We start from the raw sequence: 14,988 nt of genomic DNA on the forward strand, positions 1-14,988 counted from the left end.
AAATATCGAAATATGAAGAGAATTTTGTTTTCTGCAATATTGGGAAGTATGATGCTTTCTGCTACATTGGGCAAGGCACAGGAAAGACTTCCGGAATATCTGCAGGCTGAAAAGTTTACCGAAAGTAAGCTTAAAAACATGTTGTTTTCTACCATGGTCGATCCTCATTGGTTTCAGAATGGAAACGGCTTTTGGTATGAATATAAGACTTCCGAAGGTAAGTTCTGGTATGTGGTAAACCCATCGCAAAAAAAGAAGGAACTGTTGTTCGACCGTGATAAGCTGGCAGCACAACTCACTGAAATAGTGAAAGACCCGTTTGAGGCAAGACAGCTTCCTGTTAAGAATCTTAAGGCCGAAGCTGACGGACGTACTTTTACTTTCGAAGTAGTGTCATCGCAGGATGAAAAAAATGATAAGGACAATAAAACTGAAAAGAAGGTTTTCTATTTCTCTTATGATTTTCCATCCAAGAAACTGACTCACCTTGCAGATAAGGAAAAAGAACCTAAGAAACTTGACTGGGCGTCTGTTTCACCCGACGGACAGTCTGTGGTGTATGCCAAGGACTGCAATCTGTATCGTATGAGCATTGCCGATTACCGTAAGGCTCAGAAGGATGAGAAGGACAGCACTATAGTGGAAATTCAGCTTACCACAGACGGTATTCCTGATTTCGGCTATGGTATTCCTTACAGCATACTGAATACAGACACTTTATGTAATGGCAAACGCCGTAGAGCATGGGGCTGCTGGTCGCCCGATTCAAAGCATTTTGTTACTATAGTTTCGGATGACAGAGCTGTAAAGCCTTTGTGGGTAATAAATTCCATAGCTGAGCCTCGTCCTACACTTGAGACATACAAGTATCAGATGCCGGGGGAAATGGAGGCACCGGAAGAACATCTCTATATATTCGATATGACATCGAACACACGTAAGGAGATTAAAGTGTCGGCATGGAAGAACCAGTGGTTGGGACTTGAAGAAAAACCAATGGAAAAGAAACAGAGAGACATGGAATTCCGTCCTTCGGTATGGCAGGGCGACAATAACCGTTTCTTCGTTACACGATATAGCAGAGATCTTCACCGTATTGATGTGTGTACATATACAGTAGGAGAGGATTCCATCGTTCCAATAGTGAAGGAACGCATGAATACTTATCAGGAAACTCGTCCTATACATGTATTGAACGGAGGAAAGGAATTCATACAGTGGAGCGAACGCGACGGCTGGGCGCATCTTTATCTATACGACGACAAGGGAAATCTGAAGAACAGAATTACCGAAGGACCATGGCATGTGGAGCAGGTATTGAAGATAGATGAGGCTACACGTACCGTATATTTCCTGGCAAACGGTAAGGAAAAGGATGAGAACCCTTATTACGAACATCTGTATAAAGTAAATGTAAACGGAAGCGGGCTTACAAGACTGACAAAAGGAGATTACTTCCATCAGATTTCATTGTCGGACGATGCACAGTTTGCGGTAGATAATTTCTCGCGTGTAAACACGGTGCCGTGTGCAGACCTGATTGACAGAAACGGAAACAAGGTGATGACTATTCAGGAAAGTGATTTCTCAAACCTTAAGGCTGCGGGATATAAGTTCCCTGAACTTTTCAAGGTTAAGGCTGCCGATGGTGTGACAGACCTTTATGGAGTGATGTACAAACCATATGACTTTGATTCAACAAAGGTATATCCTATCATAGACTATGTATATCCGGGACCTCAGGTTGAGGCTGTATATTATCCGTTTACACGCATGAGTATCCGTACCGACCGTTTGGCTCAGGCTGGATTTATCGTCATTTCTGTAGGTCAGAGAGGAGGACATCCAAGCCGTTCGAAGTGGTATCACAATTATGGTTACGGCAATATGCGCGATTATCCTTTGGCAGACCACAAGGCAGCGGTTGAGCAGCTGGCTGCACGATATAAATATATAGATATAAATAAGGTAGGTATTCACGGTCATTCCGGTGGCGGTTTTATGTCAACAGCCGCAATATGTCAGTATCCTGATTTCTACAAGGCTGCAGTCTCATGCGCAGGAAACCATGATAACCGTATCTATAACCGCTGGTGGAGTGAAACACACCATGGAGTGAAAGAAACTGTTTCTGAGAAAGGTGATACTACATTCGTATATAAGATAGCTACTAACCCTGAGATAGTAAAGCAATTGAAAGGTCATCTTTTGCTGGTTCACGGTGACATAGACAACAATGTTCATCCGGCAAATACTACACGCGTGGTAAATGCGCTTATCAGGGCAGGCAAGCGTTTCGATATGCTATATCTTCCGGGACAACGTCATGCTTTTGGAGATATGAATGAATATTTCTACTGGAGGCTTGTAGATTATTTTTCAGAGCATCTGAAGGGACAAAGTGAAAAATCGGTAGATATTCCTAAGAGGTGATAGAACTTTCTTACAGTATAAAAACAAATCAGGCTGTCCATGAGGGCAGCCTGATTTGTCTTTATACTGTATGTAGATTATTCGGCTATTGTTACCTTAACCGATTTCAGCTTCTTGATGTCTGATGTTCCACCATAAAGAATTTCGTATTCACCTTCAAGTGTACGCATCGTATTGCTGTTTGTGTCAAACCATTCAAAGCTTTCAGGAGTAAGTTGGAATTTCACATTGCTTGTCTCTCCCTGACCTATATTTACACGTTTGAATTCTCTTAAAGTCAAAATAGGGCCTTGTTTGTCGTCCGGACGGCGCAAATAAACCTGAACAACTTCTTCTCCGTCGCGTTTGCCTACATTGCTTACAGGAATTTCAAGCGAAAGTGTTTCATCAGCCTTTATAGTTTGAGAACTTAAAGTTGCGTCTCCATATTGGAAAGATGTATAACTCAAACCGTGGCCGAACGGGAATAACGGTTCGTCTGTGAAATATCTGTATGTACGTCCTTTCAGTGAGTAATCTTCGAAGTCAGGCAATTGGCTTGTGCTCTTGTAGAAAGTGAGCGGAAGTCTTCCGGCAGGATTATAGTCACCCATAAGAGTTGCCGCTACAGCTCTACCTCCAGCCTGTCCTGGATACCATGCCTGAAGGATAGCGTCGCACAGCTGTGCTTCTTTTGTAAGTGCCATAGCCGAGCCTGAGAAGTTGACCATAACGATTTTCTTTCCGGCTTTTTTCAGTGCGGCAAGCAACTTGGTCTGTATTGCTGGCAGTTCTATACTTTCTCTGTCTCCACCGTTAAATCCTGGTATTCTGATAGGCATTTCCTCGCCTTCAAGCTGAGGTGAAATACCACCTGCAAATATAACTACATCTGCATCTTTTACTTTGTTTACTGTAGAAGAAAGGTTTAATGGAACTTCTCGTCCGAAATCGAAATTCAGTGTCGCACAGTTTCCTTCGGTAGCGACATAATCTACCTTTATGTCATATGTTTTACCTTTTTCGACGTTCATCTCGTAAGCGTGCGAGTTCTTAACGTTTAGTCCCGATGCAACTTCTTTTCCGTCTATATATAATCTGATATATCCCTGAGTCTGGAAGCTGAATGCTATAGTCTCATCTTTTACCGGTTTCAGTTCCGATTCATATCTTGCCGAGAAATTTCCTAGGTTTACGCCAGGAGCAAATACTGTGGCACCGGCAGTGGTGAAATGGAAAGGAGTACCTACATGAGCGGTAACGTCAGGATCGCCTTCCTGCTTCATCTTGTTCCAGTACAAAGCCTTGAATCCTTTTTCGCCATCGGCACTGCACAAATCGAACAGACTTTGCAAAGATACTTCAGAAGTGTGGTCACATCCTTGTTCGTATATAATCTGTGATTCAGGAATGAATTCTTTCAGTCCTTCAAGCAGTGTTATAGTCTTGCTTGGAAATCCGTTATAGTTACCCCACTGCATTACAGAATCGTTAGCGTTAGGACCTATAACCGCTATCTTCATATTCCTGTTTAATGGGAGTATGTTGTTCTTGTTTTGAAGTAGGACAAGTGATTCTTCAGCCATTTTCAATGCAAGGTCTTTATGTTCTTTGCAATCTACAACGCTGTAAGGGATTTCTTTCCATGATACATTTTCGTCCATTTCGCCAAGCTCGAAACGTGCTGTCATAAGGCGTTTCAATGAATTGTCGAGAGTCTCTTCCTTTATCAATCCTTGTTTTACGGCGTCAACCAGCGAACCGTAGCTCTCGCCACATTCCAGGTCTGTTCCTGAATGTACAGCTTTTGCACTCGCATGCTCAGCGTCAGGTTCAGTGTTATGATGTCCTTCAGTATAAAAATCGGCTATAGCCCAACAGTCGGACAGAACGATACCTTTAAATCCCCATTCATCGCGCAAAATCTGCTGCAAAAGCCTTGTACTTCCACAGCATGGTTCGCCTTCGTATCTGTTGTAGGCACACATCACTTCTTTTACTCCGGCTTTTGTCACCAGATCCTTGAATGCCGGAAGGTAAGTTTCCCATAAGTCGCGAGGATCAATATTTTCGGCATTGAACACATGTCTGTTCCATTCCGGTCCGCTGTGTACTGCATAGTGTTTTGCACATGCGTGCAGCTTGTCGTATTTTGTTGAGTCAGGTCCCTGTAATCCTTTTACTACGCTGATACCCATTCTTCCTGCCAGATACGGGTCTTCACCATAGGTTTCCTGACCTCTTCCCCAACGCGGGTCTCTGAAGATGTTTACGTTAGGAGTCCAAAAAGTAAGTCCCTGATATCTTTGCAAGTCTCCGGATTTGGAAAATTCTGTATTCTTGGCTCTGGCTTCATCGGAAACGGCTGTGAATACATCGTATAATAACTCATCATCAAATGATGCAGCCATACCGATACATTGTGGAAATACAGTTGCTGTTCCGGCTCTTCCTACACCGTGTAATGCTTCGTTCCACCAGTCGTATTTCTTTATTCCAAGTCGTGGAATGGCAGGTGAGTTCATTTGCATTAACGATACTTTTTCTTCCAGATTTAATCTGCTGATAATGTCTTCAGCCCTTTCTTCGGGCGATAATGAAGTGTTTTTGTAGGCCGGTTCCTGGCATGAGAACAAGAGAATTCCGCAGCCGGCCAATGCGAAGAAACGCCATGTTTTTCTATTTTTCATAAGATATTAAGAGTTTATGTTTATATAGTGTATTTCATACATTAAAACTGTGGGTAAAGATATATGTTTTTTTGTAATATTGTTACTGTTAGGTGATGTATTTGAACAGAATATAACTTTTTTATATGAAAAAAGCCAACCGTCGGAGGTTGGCTTTGATGATTTTATTATGTATATGATTTACAGGTTGTTTATTTCAGCTGATGTCACTTCGCATACATACATTATATATTCTTTAGAAGTGTCGATGTTCTGATTTAGAGATTTAAGTTCTTCTGAAGACATATTTTGTGTCATGGTCTTCTTGCATTCTATGATGATTGCAGCATCTATTGATTTTCCTACATAGAATGAAATCTTATACTCTGAGTTTTCTTCCATATTTTTACATATCTCGGAATTCTTCTTGTCTATGAGGATATATGCTACGTCTTTGTTGAACAGTTTTCCGAAGCCTCCCCATGACTGGTGTGACACTTCGGTTTCTTTATTTCCGGATGTAATTGTAATTCTACCTTTGGCAGCTATATCGTTGAGGTTTCCCGGTAATTGTGATACGGAAACTTTTCCTGATGTATTGGCAGGAGACTGTACAGGAGTTGTTGTAGGATTGTCAATAAGCTTTTGTCCCAGACTTTCTCTTGCTGAGCTGAACAGCTCATCTTTCAAATCTATAGTCTCACGTCTGAATTTTCCACAGATAGGTGCCAGTTTTGTTTTTTTCTTGTTCAGTGCCATATTGTCTGTAATCCATTCTTCGGCAGAATAGCGTTCACCTCCGTCTCTGTTTTCGTCATACCAATATCTGATACGGCTCATTGTGAGATGGCATGTACCATTCTCCACCTGAATGTAGAAATGATAGTAAATTCTTGTTCTGTCTAATGACAGTGCCGAAGAACTGAATACGATGTATTCCTCTGCCGATGCTACAATTTCACCGTTTTCCTCATTTGTATATACTACACGGCTTGTTAGTTTATTATCGGAAACAAATCTTTTTTCGGCCCATTCGAGCATTGATTTGTATAGTTCATCCTTTGTCATTGTCGGGACTTTTATTTCATCCTCGAATGTTATCTTGTCATCTTTGAAAGTTATTGCACCTTCCAAATATTTTGGATTCGAATTGTCATTTTTTTTATTGTCTTTGGCAATAGCGAAAAATGGCATAATCGCCAGCATAATTAATAGTAATTTTTTCATGTGTGTTTGTTTTTCTTGTTATTATCAGCAAATGTATATAAAAAATCTTTTTGGGATGATATAATGGATTATTTCTATTTGTTTATCTTTGTTAAATGACATGTCGTTTTAATTTAGACGTATGCAGCATCAGATGTGTCGGAAAAAATAGCTACATTTGTTCGTTTTTATATCAAGTTTATTATTATGCACGTATTTTATACACCTGACATTCTTACAGATCCGGAATTGCCTGCAGAAGAAGCAGGACATTGTGTGAGAGTTTTACGTTTGAACATTGGAGATGAAATTCTACTTACCGATGGAAAAGGTTATTTCTATAAGGCAGTTATAAGTGCTGCCACTTCAAAGAGATGCCAAGTAAGTATTAAAGAAAAAATATTCCAGGAACCATTATGGAAAGGTCATCTGCATATAGCTATGGCTCCAACCAAAATGATGGACAGAATAGAATGGTTTGCCGAGAAAGCTACGGAAATAGGTCTTGACGAGATTACTTTCCTTAATTGCAGGTATTCCGAACGTAAGGTTATTAAGACAGAAAGAATTGAGAAAATTGTTGTTTCTGCAGTAAAACAGTCTTTGAAAGCCCGTAAGCCGGTGATAAATGAAATGACTGATTTTGAAAAGTTCATGAATATGGACTTCAAGGGCGATAAGTTTATTGCTCATTGCAATGAGGGTGAAAAAACATTGTTGAAAGATGCCATAGTGCCAGGAAATGATGCTTTGGTGCTTATTGGTCCTGAAGGTGATTTCAGTGTAGAGGAAGTGGAAACAGCCATCAGGAAAGGTTTTAAGCCTGTAAGTCTCGGAAAGTCGCGTTTGCGTACTGAAACGGCGGCATTGGTTGCCGTTCATACTATGAATCTGTTGAACGCTGAATAATAATGTATAATCGGATAAAGGTATGAAACTAAGATTTATATATATTCTTGTACTGGCATTTATTATGTCGGCATGTGATAAAGGTTCTGATTATAGAAATGCCATCCCGTCAAAATCGGCGGCAGTTGTGGCTGTTGATTTGAATTCCATGTCGGAGAAGATGGGGCTCAGTGGTGAAAAAGTTGACAAACCTCTTCTTGACAAGCTGGAAAATATGGTTAAGAGCGGATTGACAGGATCGGATGCTTTGATAGAAAAGATCTTTGATGATGGCACTGAGAGTGGATTAGGCCTGAAGGATAAGATTTACTTATTTGCCGGTGAGCAGGCAAAAATGGGTGGTTTGCTTGTAAAGGTTACTGACAGGGATAAATTGGAAGAACTTCTTGATGTTCTCAAAAAACAGCAGTTGTGTTCGTCGGTGAAAGAGGCAGACGGATGCAGGTGGGCTATAGTTGGAGACTGGCTTCTGGCGTATAGTAAAAGTGCTTTTATTCTTGTTGCTGACAATAAGGGGTCAGACCCTGAATCGTTGGTGCGTCAGGCTTCAATGTGGTTGAGACAGAAAGACGGTGAAGGATTTTCCGCATCAGAAGATTTTACATCTATCGAGAGCAAGAGCGGTGATATAGTGATGTGGACATCGCTTGAACTCTTGCCTCAGGAGGCTGTATATCCGTTGACAATGGGAGTTTCTGCCGAACTGAAACTGAAAGATGTAAAAGCTTTGTCGGTGGTTGATTTTCAGCAGGGAAAAACTGTTGTTGATATAGAGACAATGATTGCCGATAAAGTGATGAAAAATATCCTTGAGAAGAAACAGCAGGTGACTTCAAGTATAAAAGGCAATTACCTTGACCTGTTCCCGTCGAATACTCCTTTTTGGGCAACGGCAAATATTAAAGGAGGTGAATTCTATGATTTCTTGTGTGAAAATCCGGCAATGAGAAGATATTTTGACAACTCCATGATACCTTTGGATTTTCGTTCGTTTTTCAATGCGATAAGCGGAGATGTGGCTTTGGCTATGTCCGGTACTGACGGAAGAGAATTCATAGCCTATGCAGATGTGAATTCAGATTCTTTTATGGAGTCCTTTGAGCGACTTAAAGCTATGGCTCTGCTCTCAGGAGGGCAGGTAGTTCTGAAAAATTATGGTGACAAAGGATATGAATTCAAGACTGTTGACGGAAGCCTTGTAGGATTGTCTTCCGGTCCTTTATCATTATGGATAGGAGTCAAGGACGGGAAATTATATGTAACCAACAAGGAGTCATTGATTGACAGGCGTGTGTTGGGACTCTCGTTGAGAAATCGCAAATGGGGTGACAGGGTAGTCGGTCAGAAGTTCTTTATGGTTTCCGATTTGACGTCGTTAAATCGTATTTTTGACTTGAAGCATCTCAAGGGAACAATGGCTTCTGCATTGGCTTTCTTCGGTGGACTTGATTGTTTTACAGTGGAATCTGCCGATGGAGAAAATGTGCATATTGAGATATTGATGAAAGATAACAATAAAAATCCATTGGCTACATTGCTGAATTATTGATAATGTAAGGTTTGTCGTCATGCATGTTACATATGGAATTTAATAAAGTGATATAAGGTGGAAAAAATATGTTTGAATAATATCGTACCTTCTATATTCTCGTCTGTAGAAAAGATGGATTCCGGTATCTGGAGAAGAGATGTTGTTTTTCAGAAAGAGAAGTCTTATCTGATTGAAGCTGCATCCGGTACAGGAAAATCGTCGCTTATCAGTTTTATATACGGATACAGGAAAGATTATGAGGGGAAAATATGTTTTGACGAAACTGATATCAGAACATTCTCCGGCAAAGATTGGACTTTCGTGAGACAAAATAACATAGGTTTGATGTTTCAGGAACTCAGGCTCTTTCCTGAACTTACGGCCGGAGAAAATGTCATACTGAAAAATAATCTTACTGCGTTTAGGGAAGAAAAACAAATCAGACAATGGTTTGAAATGTTGGGCATTGACAATAAATGGTCGGAACCTATAGGCAGGATGTCGTTTGGGCAGCAGCAGAGAGTAGCGTTTATAAGGATGTTGTGTCAGCCTTCAGACTTCCTTTTCCTGGATGAGCCAGTCAGTCATTTGGATAATGCAAATGGCGATATTATGGCTTCGATTATTGAAAATGAAATAAGAGAGAGAGGAGTAGGAGTGATAGTGACATCCATCGGTCGCCGTTTACAGATGAATTATAGTGAGGAAATAAAACTCTAAGTAGATAGGGAATATGCTTTGGAAATTATTAAGACAACATATAAGCGTGGCTCAATTGGCAGGATTTTTTATTGCCAATCTGTGCGGTATGGTTATTGTGATGCTTGGCATTCAGTTCTATAGTGACGTGTCGCCTGTGTTTGAGGAAGAGGATAGCTTCATAAAAAAAGATTATGTAGTTGTCACAAAGAAAGTAAGTACTATCGGAAGTCTGTCAGGGAAAAGCTCTGCTTTTTCTTCGCGTGAGGTAGAAGATATCAAGTCGCAGCCTTTCACAGTGGAAGTAGGAGAATTCCAACCGGCACAATTCAAGGTTTCTGCCGGAGTATCTTTCGGAGGAATGAATATGAGCACGGCAATGTTTCTTGAATCTGTTCCCGACAATTTTGTGGATGTAAAGGCTGATGACTGGAAATATGTAGAAGGACAAAAGGAAATCCCGATAATAATTCCCAAAAACTATCTTAACCTGTACAATTTCGGTTTTGCCAGAAGCAGAAATCTTCCACAGTTGTCTGAAGGAATGATAGGTATGGTATCGCTGGATTTATACATTTCCGGCAATGGAATGAGTGAAATGAAGAAAGGTCGTATAGTGGGATTTTCCAACCGACTGAATACAATTCTCGTTCCGGAATCGTTTATGAATCTGGCAAATCATAAATATGGCGGAAGCAATGAACTGAAGCCTTCAAGAATAATCATAGAAGTGGATAATCCTGCTGATGAAAGAATAGCACGTTTTTTCGGAGATAACGGATATGAAACTGAGGATAATAAACTGGATGCAGGAAAAATTACATGGTTTCTCAAGATGGCTGTAGGAATAGTCATGGCAATAGGTCTTGTAATAAGTGCGCTTTCATTCTATATATTATTGCTGAGCATCTATCTGCTTTTACAGAAAAACACTGATAAATTGGAGAATCTAATTCTTATGGGATACAGTGCATCACGTGTTTCGATGCCATATCAGATACTAACGGTTGCGATAAACTTTGCGGTACTGGTCATAGCCGTGTTTTTATTGATTGTAATAAGAGGAATGTATTCCGGTATCTTGTCTGATATTATACAAGGTATTGATGGCGGTGGAATAGTTGTTTCATGTATGGTAGGCGTTATATTGTTCCTGTTTGTATCCGCATATAACATAATTGCAATAAGGAGAAAAGTCAATGCTATAATATAAAGTATAAAAAGTCTTTATGTGGTGTGATAATATGTAAATGGTATTGGGAAATATTTCTCTTATTATGTCCTATAACATTGTTTAACGGCTAAAAAATGTTACATTATTGTACATCTTTACTGGATAATATATTAAATTTGCGATATACAATTAAGATAATTATTTAACAGATTAGTTTATGTCAAAAATCGTTGGACATATTTCGCAGGTAATTGGTCCGGTTGTGGATGTTCACTTCGATCTGGAGGGATTGGATGCCGAAGTTGCACTGCCGAAAATACACGATGCAATGACTGTAGTCCGCAAGGATGGTCGTACATTGGTTATTGAGGTACAGCAGCATATAGGCGAGGATACTGTACGTACAGTGGCTATGGACAGTACAGACGGACTAAAACGCGGAATGGAAGTTGTACCTACCGGACAGCCTATAACCATGCCGGTGGGAGCACAGATCAGAGGACGTGTGATGAACGTTGTGGGAGAGACAATAGACGGAATGTCCGAACTGGACAAGAAGGACGGTTTCCCTATACACCGCGAGCCTCCACGTTTTGAGGATTTGGCAACAACTCAGGAAGTACTTTTTACAGGTATTAAGGTTATTGACCTTTTGGAACCATATCTGAAAGGTGGTAAAATCGGATTGTTTGGTGGTGCCGGTGTTGGTAAGACCGTGCTCATCAAGGAGTTGATTAACAATATCGCAAAGAAACACAATGGTTTCTCTGTCTTTGCCGGTGTGGGTGAGCGTACCCGTGAAGGTAATGACTTGCTTAGGGAAATGATCGAATCAGGCGTTATCCGTTATGGTGAGGAATTCCAGAAGAGTATGGAAGAAGGCAACTGGGATTTGTCGAAGGTTGACTATAAGGAAGTAGAGAAATCACAGGTTGCGATGGTGTTCGGACAGATGAACGAACCTCCTGGCGCACGTCAGTCTGTTGCGCTGTCAGGATTGACACTTGCCGAATCTTTCCGTGACCGCAAGACTGAAGAAAACAGCCCTAAGGACATATTGTTCTTTATCGATAATATATTCCGTTTTACTCAGGCAGGTTCTGAGGTTTCTGCGCTTTTAGGACGTATGCCTTCGGCTGTAGGTTACCAGCCTACTCTGGCTACTGAAATGGGTAAGATGCAGGAACGTATCACTTCTACCAAGGATGGTTCCATCACATCAGTTCAGGCTGTTTATGTGCCTGCCGATGACTTGACAGACCCTGCTCCGGCTACTACATTTACTCACCTTGACGCTACTACAGTGTTGAGCCGTAAGATTGCCGAGCTTGGTATCTATCCTGCCGTTGACCCACTGGATTCTACATCGCGTATCCTTGATCCGCTGATTGTGGGTAAGGAGCATTACGAGACTGCACAGAGGGTTAAACAGATTCTTCAGCGTAACAAGGAACTTCAGGATATTATCTCTATTCTTGGTATGGATGAACTTTCTGACGAGGACCGTCTGACTGTGAACCGTGCTCGTAGGGTACAGAGATTCCTTTCACAGCCGTTTGCCGTGGCAGAACAATTTACAGGTGTTCCTGGTGCTATGGTTTCAATAGAAGATACAATCAAGGGATTCAAGATGATTCTTGACGGTGAAGTTGACTACTTGCCGGAACAGGCATTCCTTAATGTAGGAACTATCGAAGATGCCATAGAGAAAGGAAAGAAACTGCTTGAGGCTGCTAAAGCATAACGCCTATGGACAGGAAGAATTTGCATCTGGTGATTATTTCACCGGAGCGTACTCTCTTCGATGGTCCTGTCAACTGGGTGGAACTTCCGGGTGAACTGGGAAAGTTTCAGGTGCTTGTAAACCACGCTCCGATAATATCTTCGTTAAAGGATGGTGAAGTGGTCTATCAGTGTGGCGAGGCACATTACAGGGTGCAGAGAGATACGCAAAGATTGAAAATTACAGGAGGATTCGTTGAGGTTAAAGATAATTTGGTCTCAGTGTGCGTAGAATTATAAACCGAAAAATCTGAAAAACATGTTTTTGCTCAAGGCAAAGAGGATATTTATAAAAAAAATGACAATATTGACTTTGATATTGTCTGTTGTGATAGGTTTGATTTACCATTTGTTTATACCAGACAGGTATTTTCCGTGGTTTCCTGCCATTCCTGTGTTTTTTTACCTCTTCGGTCTGTTCTACATCAACATGTTTTCTCTGGCTTATCGGTTGGGAGAAGATAAAATGGTTCCACTGTTTCTGGTTTGCAAAGGAACAAAGTTTCTTGTCAGTGTGCTGATAATTTCTATATACTGTTATGCGGTACAGCATGAAATTGTGGCTTTTTTTGCAACCTTTCTGGTATTCTATATTTCTTTTCTGATATTCGAAACTGTATATTTTACTAATATCGAACTGAGACTTATAAAGAAGAAAAAACTAAAACAGAAACAATGAAAAAAGTACGTTATATATGGACTTTGGTGTTACTGATGGTTTTTACATCGGGTTTCGCATCTGCCGAGACTTCTAATGAAGGTGGTGAAGTGGATGTCAATGAACTGGTGTTCGGACATATCAACGATGCCTACTCTTGGCATATTCTCAGCATAGGGGATACTCATATCACAATACCATTGCCGGTAATAGTGAAAAGCAGTACCGGATGGCATGTATTCTCATCTGAGAAACTTGAAGATGGTGAGTATGAAGGACTTTATATTGCCGAAGGTGGAACATACGACGGAAAGATAGTAGAGCGTAATTCTTCAGGCGAGGAAGTTCGTCCATGGGACATGTCCATAACAAAGAATGTTGTTGGACTTATAATAAACAGCACTATTCTGGTGTGGATAGTTCTTGGATGTGCTAGATGGTATAAAAAACATCCTGTAGAGAACGGTGCGCCAAGAGGTGGTGTAGGTATGGTAGAATCGATGGTGTTAATGATTTATAATGATGTAATCAAGGAAGGTATAGGTCCTGGTTATGAACGTTATGCACCGTATCTGCTGACTGCATTTTTCTTTATATTGGTCAATAACCTGATGGGACTTATTCCAATATTTCCTGGAGGTGCCAATGTAACAGGTAATATAGCTATTACACTCGTGCTGGCTTTGCTGACTTTCTTTTTTACGAATGCTTTTGCAACCAAAGAATATTGGAAAGATATATTTTGGCCTGATGTACCGGTATGGCTTAAGGCTCCTATACCTATGATGCCGGTGATAGAATTCTTTGGCCTGTTCACTAAGCCTTTCGCTCTTATGATTCGTCTTTTTGCCAATATAATGGCAGGCCACGCAGCTATTCTCAGTTTGCTGTCCATAATTTTCATAACAGTGAAGATTGGTCCGTTATTGAATGGAACAATGACTTTTGTGTCAGTGGCCTTTGGTATATTCATGACTGCTCTTGAACTTCTGGTAGCTTTCATTCAGGCTTATGTGTTTACTATGCTTTCAGCCGTATTTATCGGTCTTTCCAAGGTAAAGGAAAAAGAAGAAAATTAAACTAACAAAAAATAGTGATGAAAATGTACGGCAAAATTGCCGTAGTAGAATTATTACTTTATAAATTAAAAAATAACAAACTTAAAAACTTATAATTATGTTACTTTCAATTTTATTACAGGCTGCCGCAGGTGCAGGTTTAGGTAAATTGGGTGCTGCTCTTGGTGCAGCTATTGCAGTAATCGGTGCAGGTATTGGTATTGGTAAAATCGGTGGTTCAGCTATGGAAGCAATTGCTCGTCAGCCAGAAGCATCAGGTGATATTCGTACTAATATGATTATCATTGCAGCACTTGTTGAAGGTGTAGCTATTATCGCAATTATCGTTTGTCTTTTGACATTGTTCCTATAATAATCAGCGTATGGGATTATTGACTCCGGATCCGGGGTTACTGTTTTGGATGGTAGTAGTATTCGGTATTGTCTTCTTTTTGTTGGCAAAATTCGGATTCCCTGTTATCATCAAAATGGTTGACGATCGGAAAGCGTATATTGACAACTCGCTTAAAGCTGCACGTGAAGCTAACGAACAATTGGCAAACGTGAAGATTGAAGGCGAGAAAATCCTGGCTCAGGCCCATGAGGAGCAAGCCCGAATCCTGAAATCGGCAACAGAAACGCGTGACCGTATCATTAGAGAAGCTCAGGAAAAGGCTCGTCTGGAAGGTGACCGTTTGATGGAGGAAATGAAAAAGCAGATTGAAACCGAAAAAGAAAGTGCAATCCGCGATATCCGGCGTCAGGTGGCTTTACTCTCTGTAGGTATTGCTGAAAAAGTAATGCGTACAAAATTGGCCGATGAGAAGGAACAGACTGAACTTATCAGTCGGTTGGTGGACGAAATGGTTGAATCTTCTAAATAACCTAGT

13 protein-coding genes are annotated in these 14,988 nt (G+C 40.7%); 11 read left to right on the plus strand and 2 right to left on the minus strand.

The window, feature by feature from the left end; genetic code table 11:
- Window positions 1-12 precede the first annotated feature (12 nt).
- The gene (locus NW213_RS00555) at window positions 13-2,433 is read left to right on the plus strand and encodes a DPP IV N-terminal domain-containing protein (RefSeq protein WP_258321506.1); all 2,421 of its coding nucleotides are present in this window, start codon (window positions 13-15) and stop codon (window positions 2,431-2,433) included.
- Between the two features lie 77 nt (window positions 2,434-2,510).
- Here the strand turns inward: NW213_RS00555 and xyl3A are convergent, their stop codons facing one another.
- Both xyl3A and NW213_RS00565 read right to left on the minus strand, forming a co-directional pair.
- A complete protein-coding gene (gene xyl3A / locus NW213_RS00560; protein WP_258321507.1) occupies window positions 2,511-5,102 on the minus strand; it encodes a xylan 1,4-beta-xylosidase in 2,592 nt (863 codons plus the stop codon).
- A 180-nt stretch (window positions 5,103-5,282) separates the two neighbouring features.
- Window positions 5,283-6,308 (minus strand): DUF4468 domain-containing protein, encoded by a 1,026-nt coding sequence (locus tag NW213_RS00565; RefSeq protein WP_258321508.1) that lies wholly within the window; start codon window positions 6,306-6,308, stop codon window positions 5,283-5,285.
- A gap of 186 nt (window positions 6,309-6,494) precedes the next feature.
- On the opposite strand from NW213_RS00565, the gene NW213_RS00570 reads away from it, so the two are divergent.
- The 10 genes from NW213_RS00570 to atpF all read left to right on the plus strand — a co-directional run bounded on the left by NW213_RS00570 (window position 6,495) and on the right by atpF (window position 14,982).
- Window positions 6,495-7,196, plus strand: coding sequence for a 16S rRNA (uracil(1498)-N(3))-methyltransferase (locus NW213_RS00570; protein ID WP_204391662.1), 702 nt, complete (start codon window positions 6,495-6,497; stop codon window positions 7,194-7,196).
- 22 nt (window positions 7,197-7,218) lie between these two features.
- Complete coding sequence (locus NW213_RS00575; protein ID WP_258321509.1) at window positions 7,219-8,745, plus strand: DUF4836 family protein; 1,527 nt, start codon at window positions 7,219-7,221, stop codon at window positions 8,743-8,745.
- 57 nt (window positions 8,746-8,802) lie between these two features.
- Window positions 8,803-9,447 (plus strand): ATP-binding cassette domain-containing protein, encoded by a 645-nt coding sequence (locus tag NW213_RS00580; RefSeq protein ID WP_375338091.1) that lies wholly within the window; start codon window positions 8,803-8,805, stop codon window positions 9,445-9,447.
- A 13-nt stretch (window positions 9,448-9,460) separates the two neighbouring features.
- Window positions 9,461-10,639 carry an ABC transporter permease gene (locus tag NW213_RS00585; protein WP_258321510.1) on the plus strand — a complete coding sequence of 393 codons (1,179 nt, stop codon included), beginning with the start codon at window positions 9,461-9,463 and terminating at the stop codon, window positions 10,637-10,639.
- A 178-nt stretch (window positions 10,640-10,817) separates the two neighbouring features.
- Window positions 10,818-12,344: a F0F1 ATP synthase subunit beta gene (gene atpD, locus NW213_RS00590; protein WP_204391657.1), complete on the plus strand. Its 1,527-nt coding sequence runs from the start codon at window positions 10,818-10,820 to the stop codon at window positions 12,342-12,344.
- Between the two features lie 5 nt (window positions 12,345-12,349).
- Window positions 12,350-12,622, plus strand: a complete 273-nt coding sequence (locus NW213_RS00595) for a F0F1 ATP synthase subunit epsilon (RefSeq protein WP_154044673.1) — start codon at window positions 12,350-12,352, stop codon at window positions 12,620-12,622.
- Between the two features lie 58 nt (window positions 12,623-12,680).
- Complete coding sequence (locus NW213_RS00600; protein WP_235336376.1) at window positions 12,681-13,061, plus strand: hypothetical protein; 381 nt, start codon at window positions 12,681-12,683, stop codon at window positions 13,059-13,061.
- Window positions 13,058-14,119: a F0F1 ATP synthase subunit A gene (gene atpB / locus NW213_RS00605; protein ID WP_154044671.1), complete on the plus strand. Its 1,062-nt coding sequence runs from the start codon at window positions 13,058-13,060 to the stop codon at window positions 14,117-14,119. The genes NW213_RS00600 and atpB overlap by 4 nt, the downstream gene beginning before the upstream one ends.
- A 97-nt stretch (window positions 14,120-14,216) precedes the next feature.
- Complete coding sequence (gene atpE / locus NW213_RS00610) at window positions 14,217-14,471, plus strand: ATP synthase F0 subunit C (RefSeq protein ID WP_154044670.1); 255 nt, start codon at window positions 14,217-14,219, stop codon at window positions 14,469-14,471.
- Window positions 14,472-14,481: 10 nt separating this feature from the next.
- A complete protein-coding gene (gene atpF, locus NW213_RS00615; RefSeq protein WP_154044669.1) occupies window positions 14,482-14,982 on the plus strand; it encodes a F0F1 ATP synthase subunit B in 501 nt (166 codons plus the stop codon).
- Window positions 14,983-14,988 lie beyond the last annotated feature (6 nt).

It is taken from the genome of Bacteroides sp. ET336 (assembly GCF_024733815.1).
GTDB lineage: Bacteria > Bacteroidota > Bacteroidia > Bacteroidales > Bacteroidaceae > Phocaeicola > Phocaeicola cellulolyticus.

Bases quoted from the DNA above. Each gene is read 5' to 3' on its own strand.
- NW213_RS00555 (WP_258321506.1), top strand. From the start codon at position 13: ATGAAGAGAATTTTGTTTTCTGCAATATTGGGAAGTATGATGCTTTCT.
- xyl3A (WP_258321507.1), bottom strand. From the start codon at position 5,102: ATGAAAAATAGAAAAACATGGCGTTTCTTCGCATTGGCCGGCTGCGGA.
- NW213_RS00565 (WP_258321508.1), bottom strand. From the start codon at position 6,308: ATGAAAAAATTACTATTAATTATGCTGGCGATTATGCCATTTTTCGCT.
- NW213_RS00570 (WP_204391662.1), top strand. From the start codon at position 6,495: ATGCACGTATTTTATACACCTGACATTCTTACAGATCCGGAATTGCCT.
- NW213_RS00575 (WP_258321509.1), top strand. From the start codon at position 7,219: ATGAAACTAAGATTTATATATATTCTTGTACTGGCATTTATTATGTCG.
- NW213_RS00585 (WP_258321510.1), top strand. From the start codon at position 9,461: ATGCTTTGGAAATTATTAAGACAACATATAAGCGTGGCTCAATTGGCA.
- atpD (WP_204391657.1), top strand. From the start codon at position 10,818: ATGTCAAAAATCGTTGGACATATTTCGCAGGTAATTGGTCCGGTTGTG.
- NW213_RS00595 (WP_154044673.1), top strand. From the start codon at position 12,350: ATGGACAGGAAGAATTTGCATCTGGTGATTATTTCACCGGAGCGTACT.
- NW213_RS00600 (WP_235336376.1), top strand. From the start codon at position 12,681: ATGACAATATTGACTTTGATATTGTCTGTTGTGATAGGTTTGATTTAC.
- atpB (WP_154044671.1), top strand. From the start codon at position 13,058: ATGAAAAAAGTACGTTATATATGGACTTTGGTGTTACTGATGGTTTTT.
- atpE (WP_154044670.1), top strand. From the start codon at position 14,217: ATGTTACTTTCAATTTTATTACAGGCTGCCGCAGGTGCAGGTTTAGGT.
- atpF (WP_154044669.1), top strand. From the start codon at position 14,482: ATGGGATTATTGACTCCGGATCCGGGGTTACTGTTTTGGATGGTAGTA.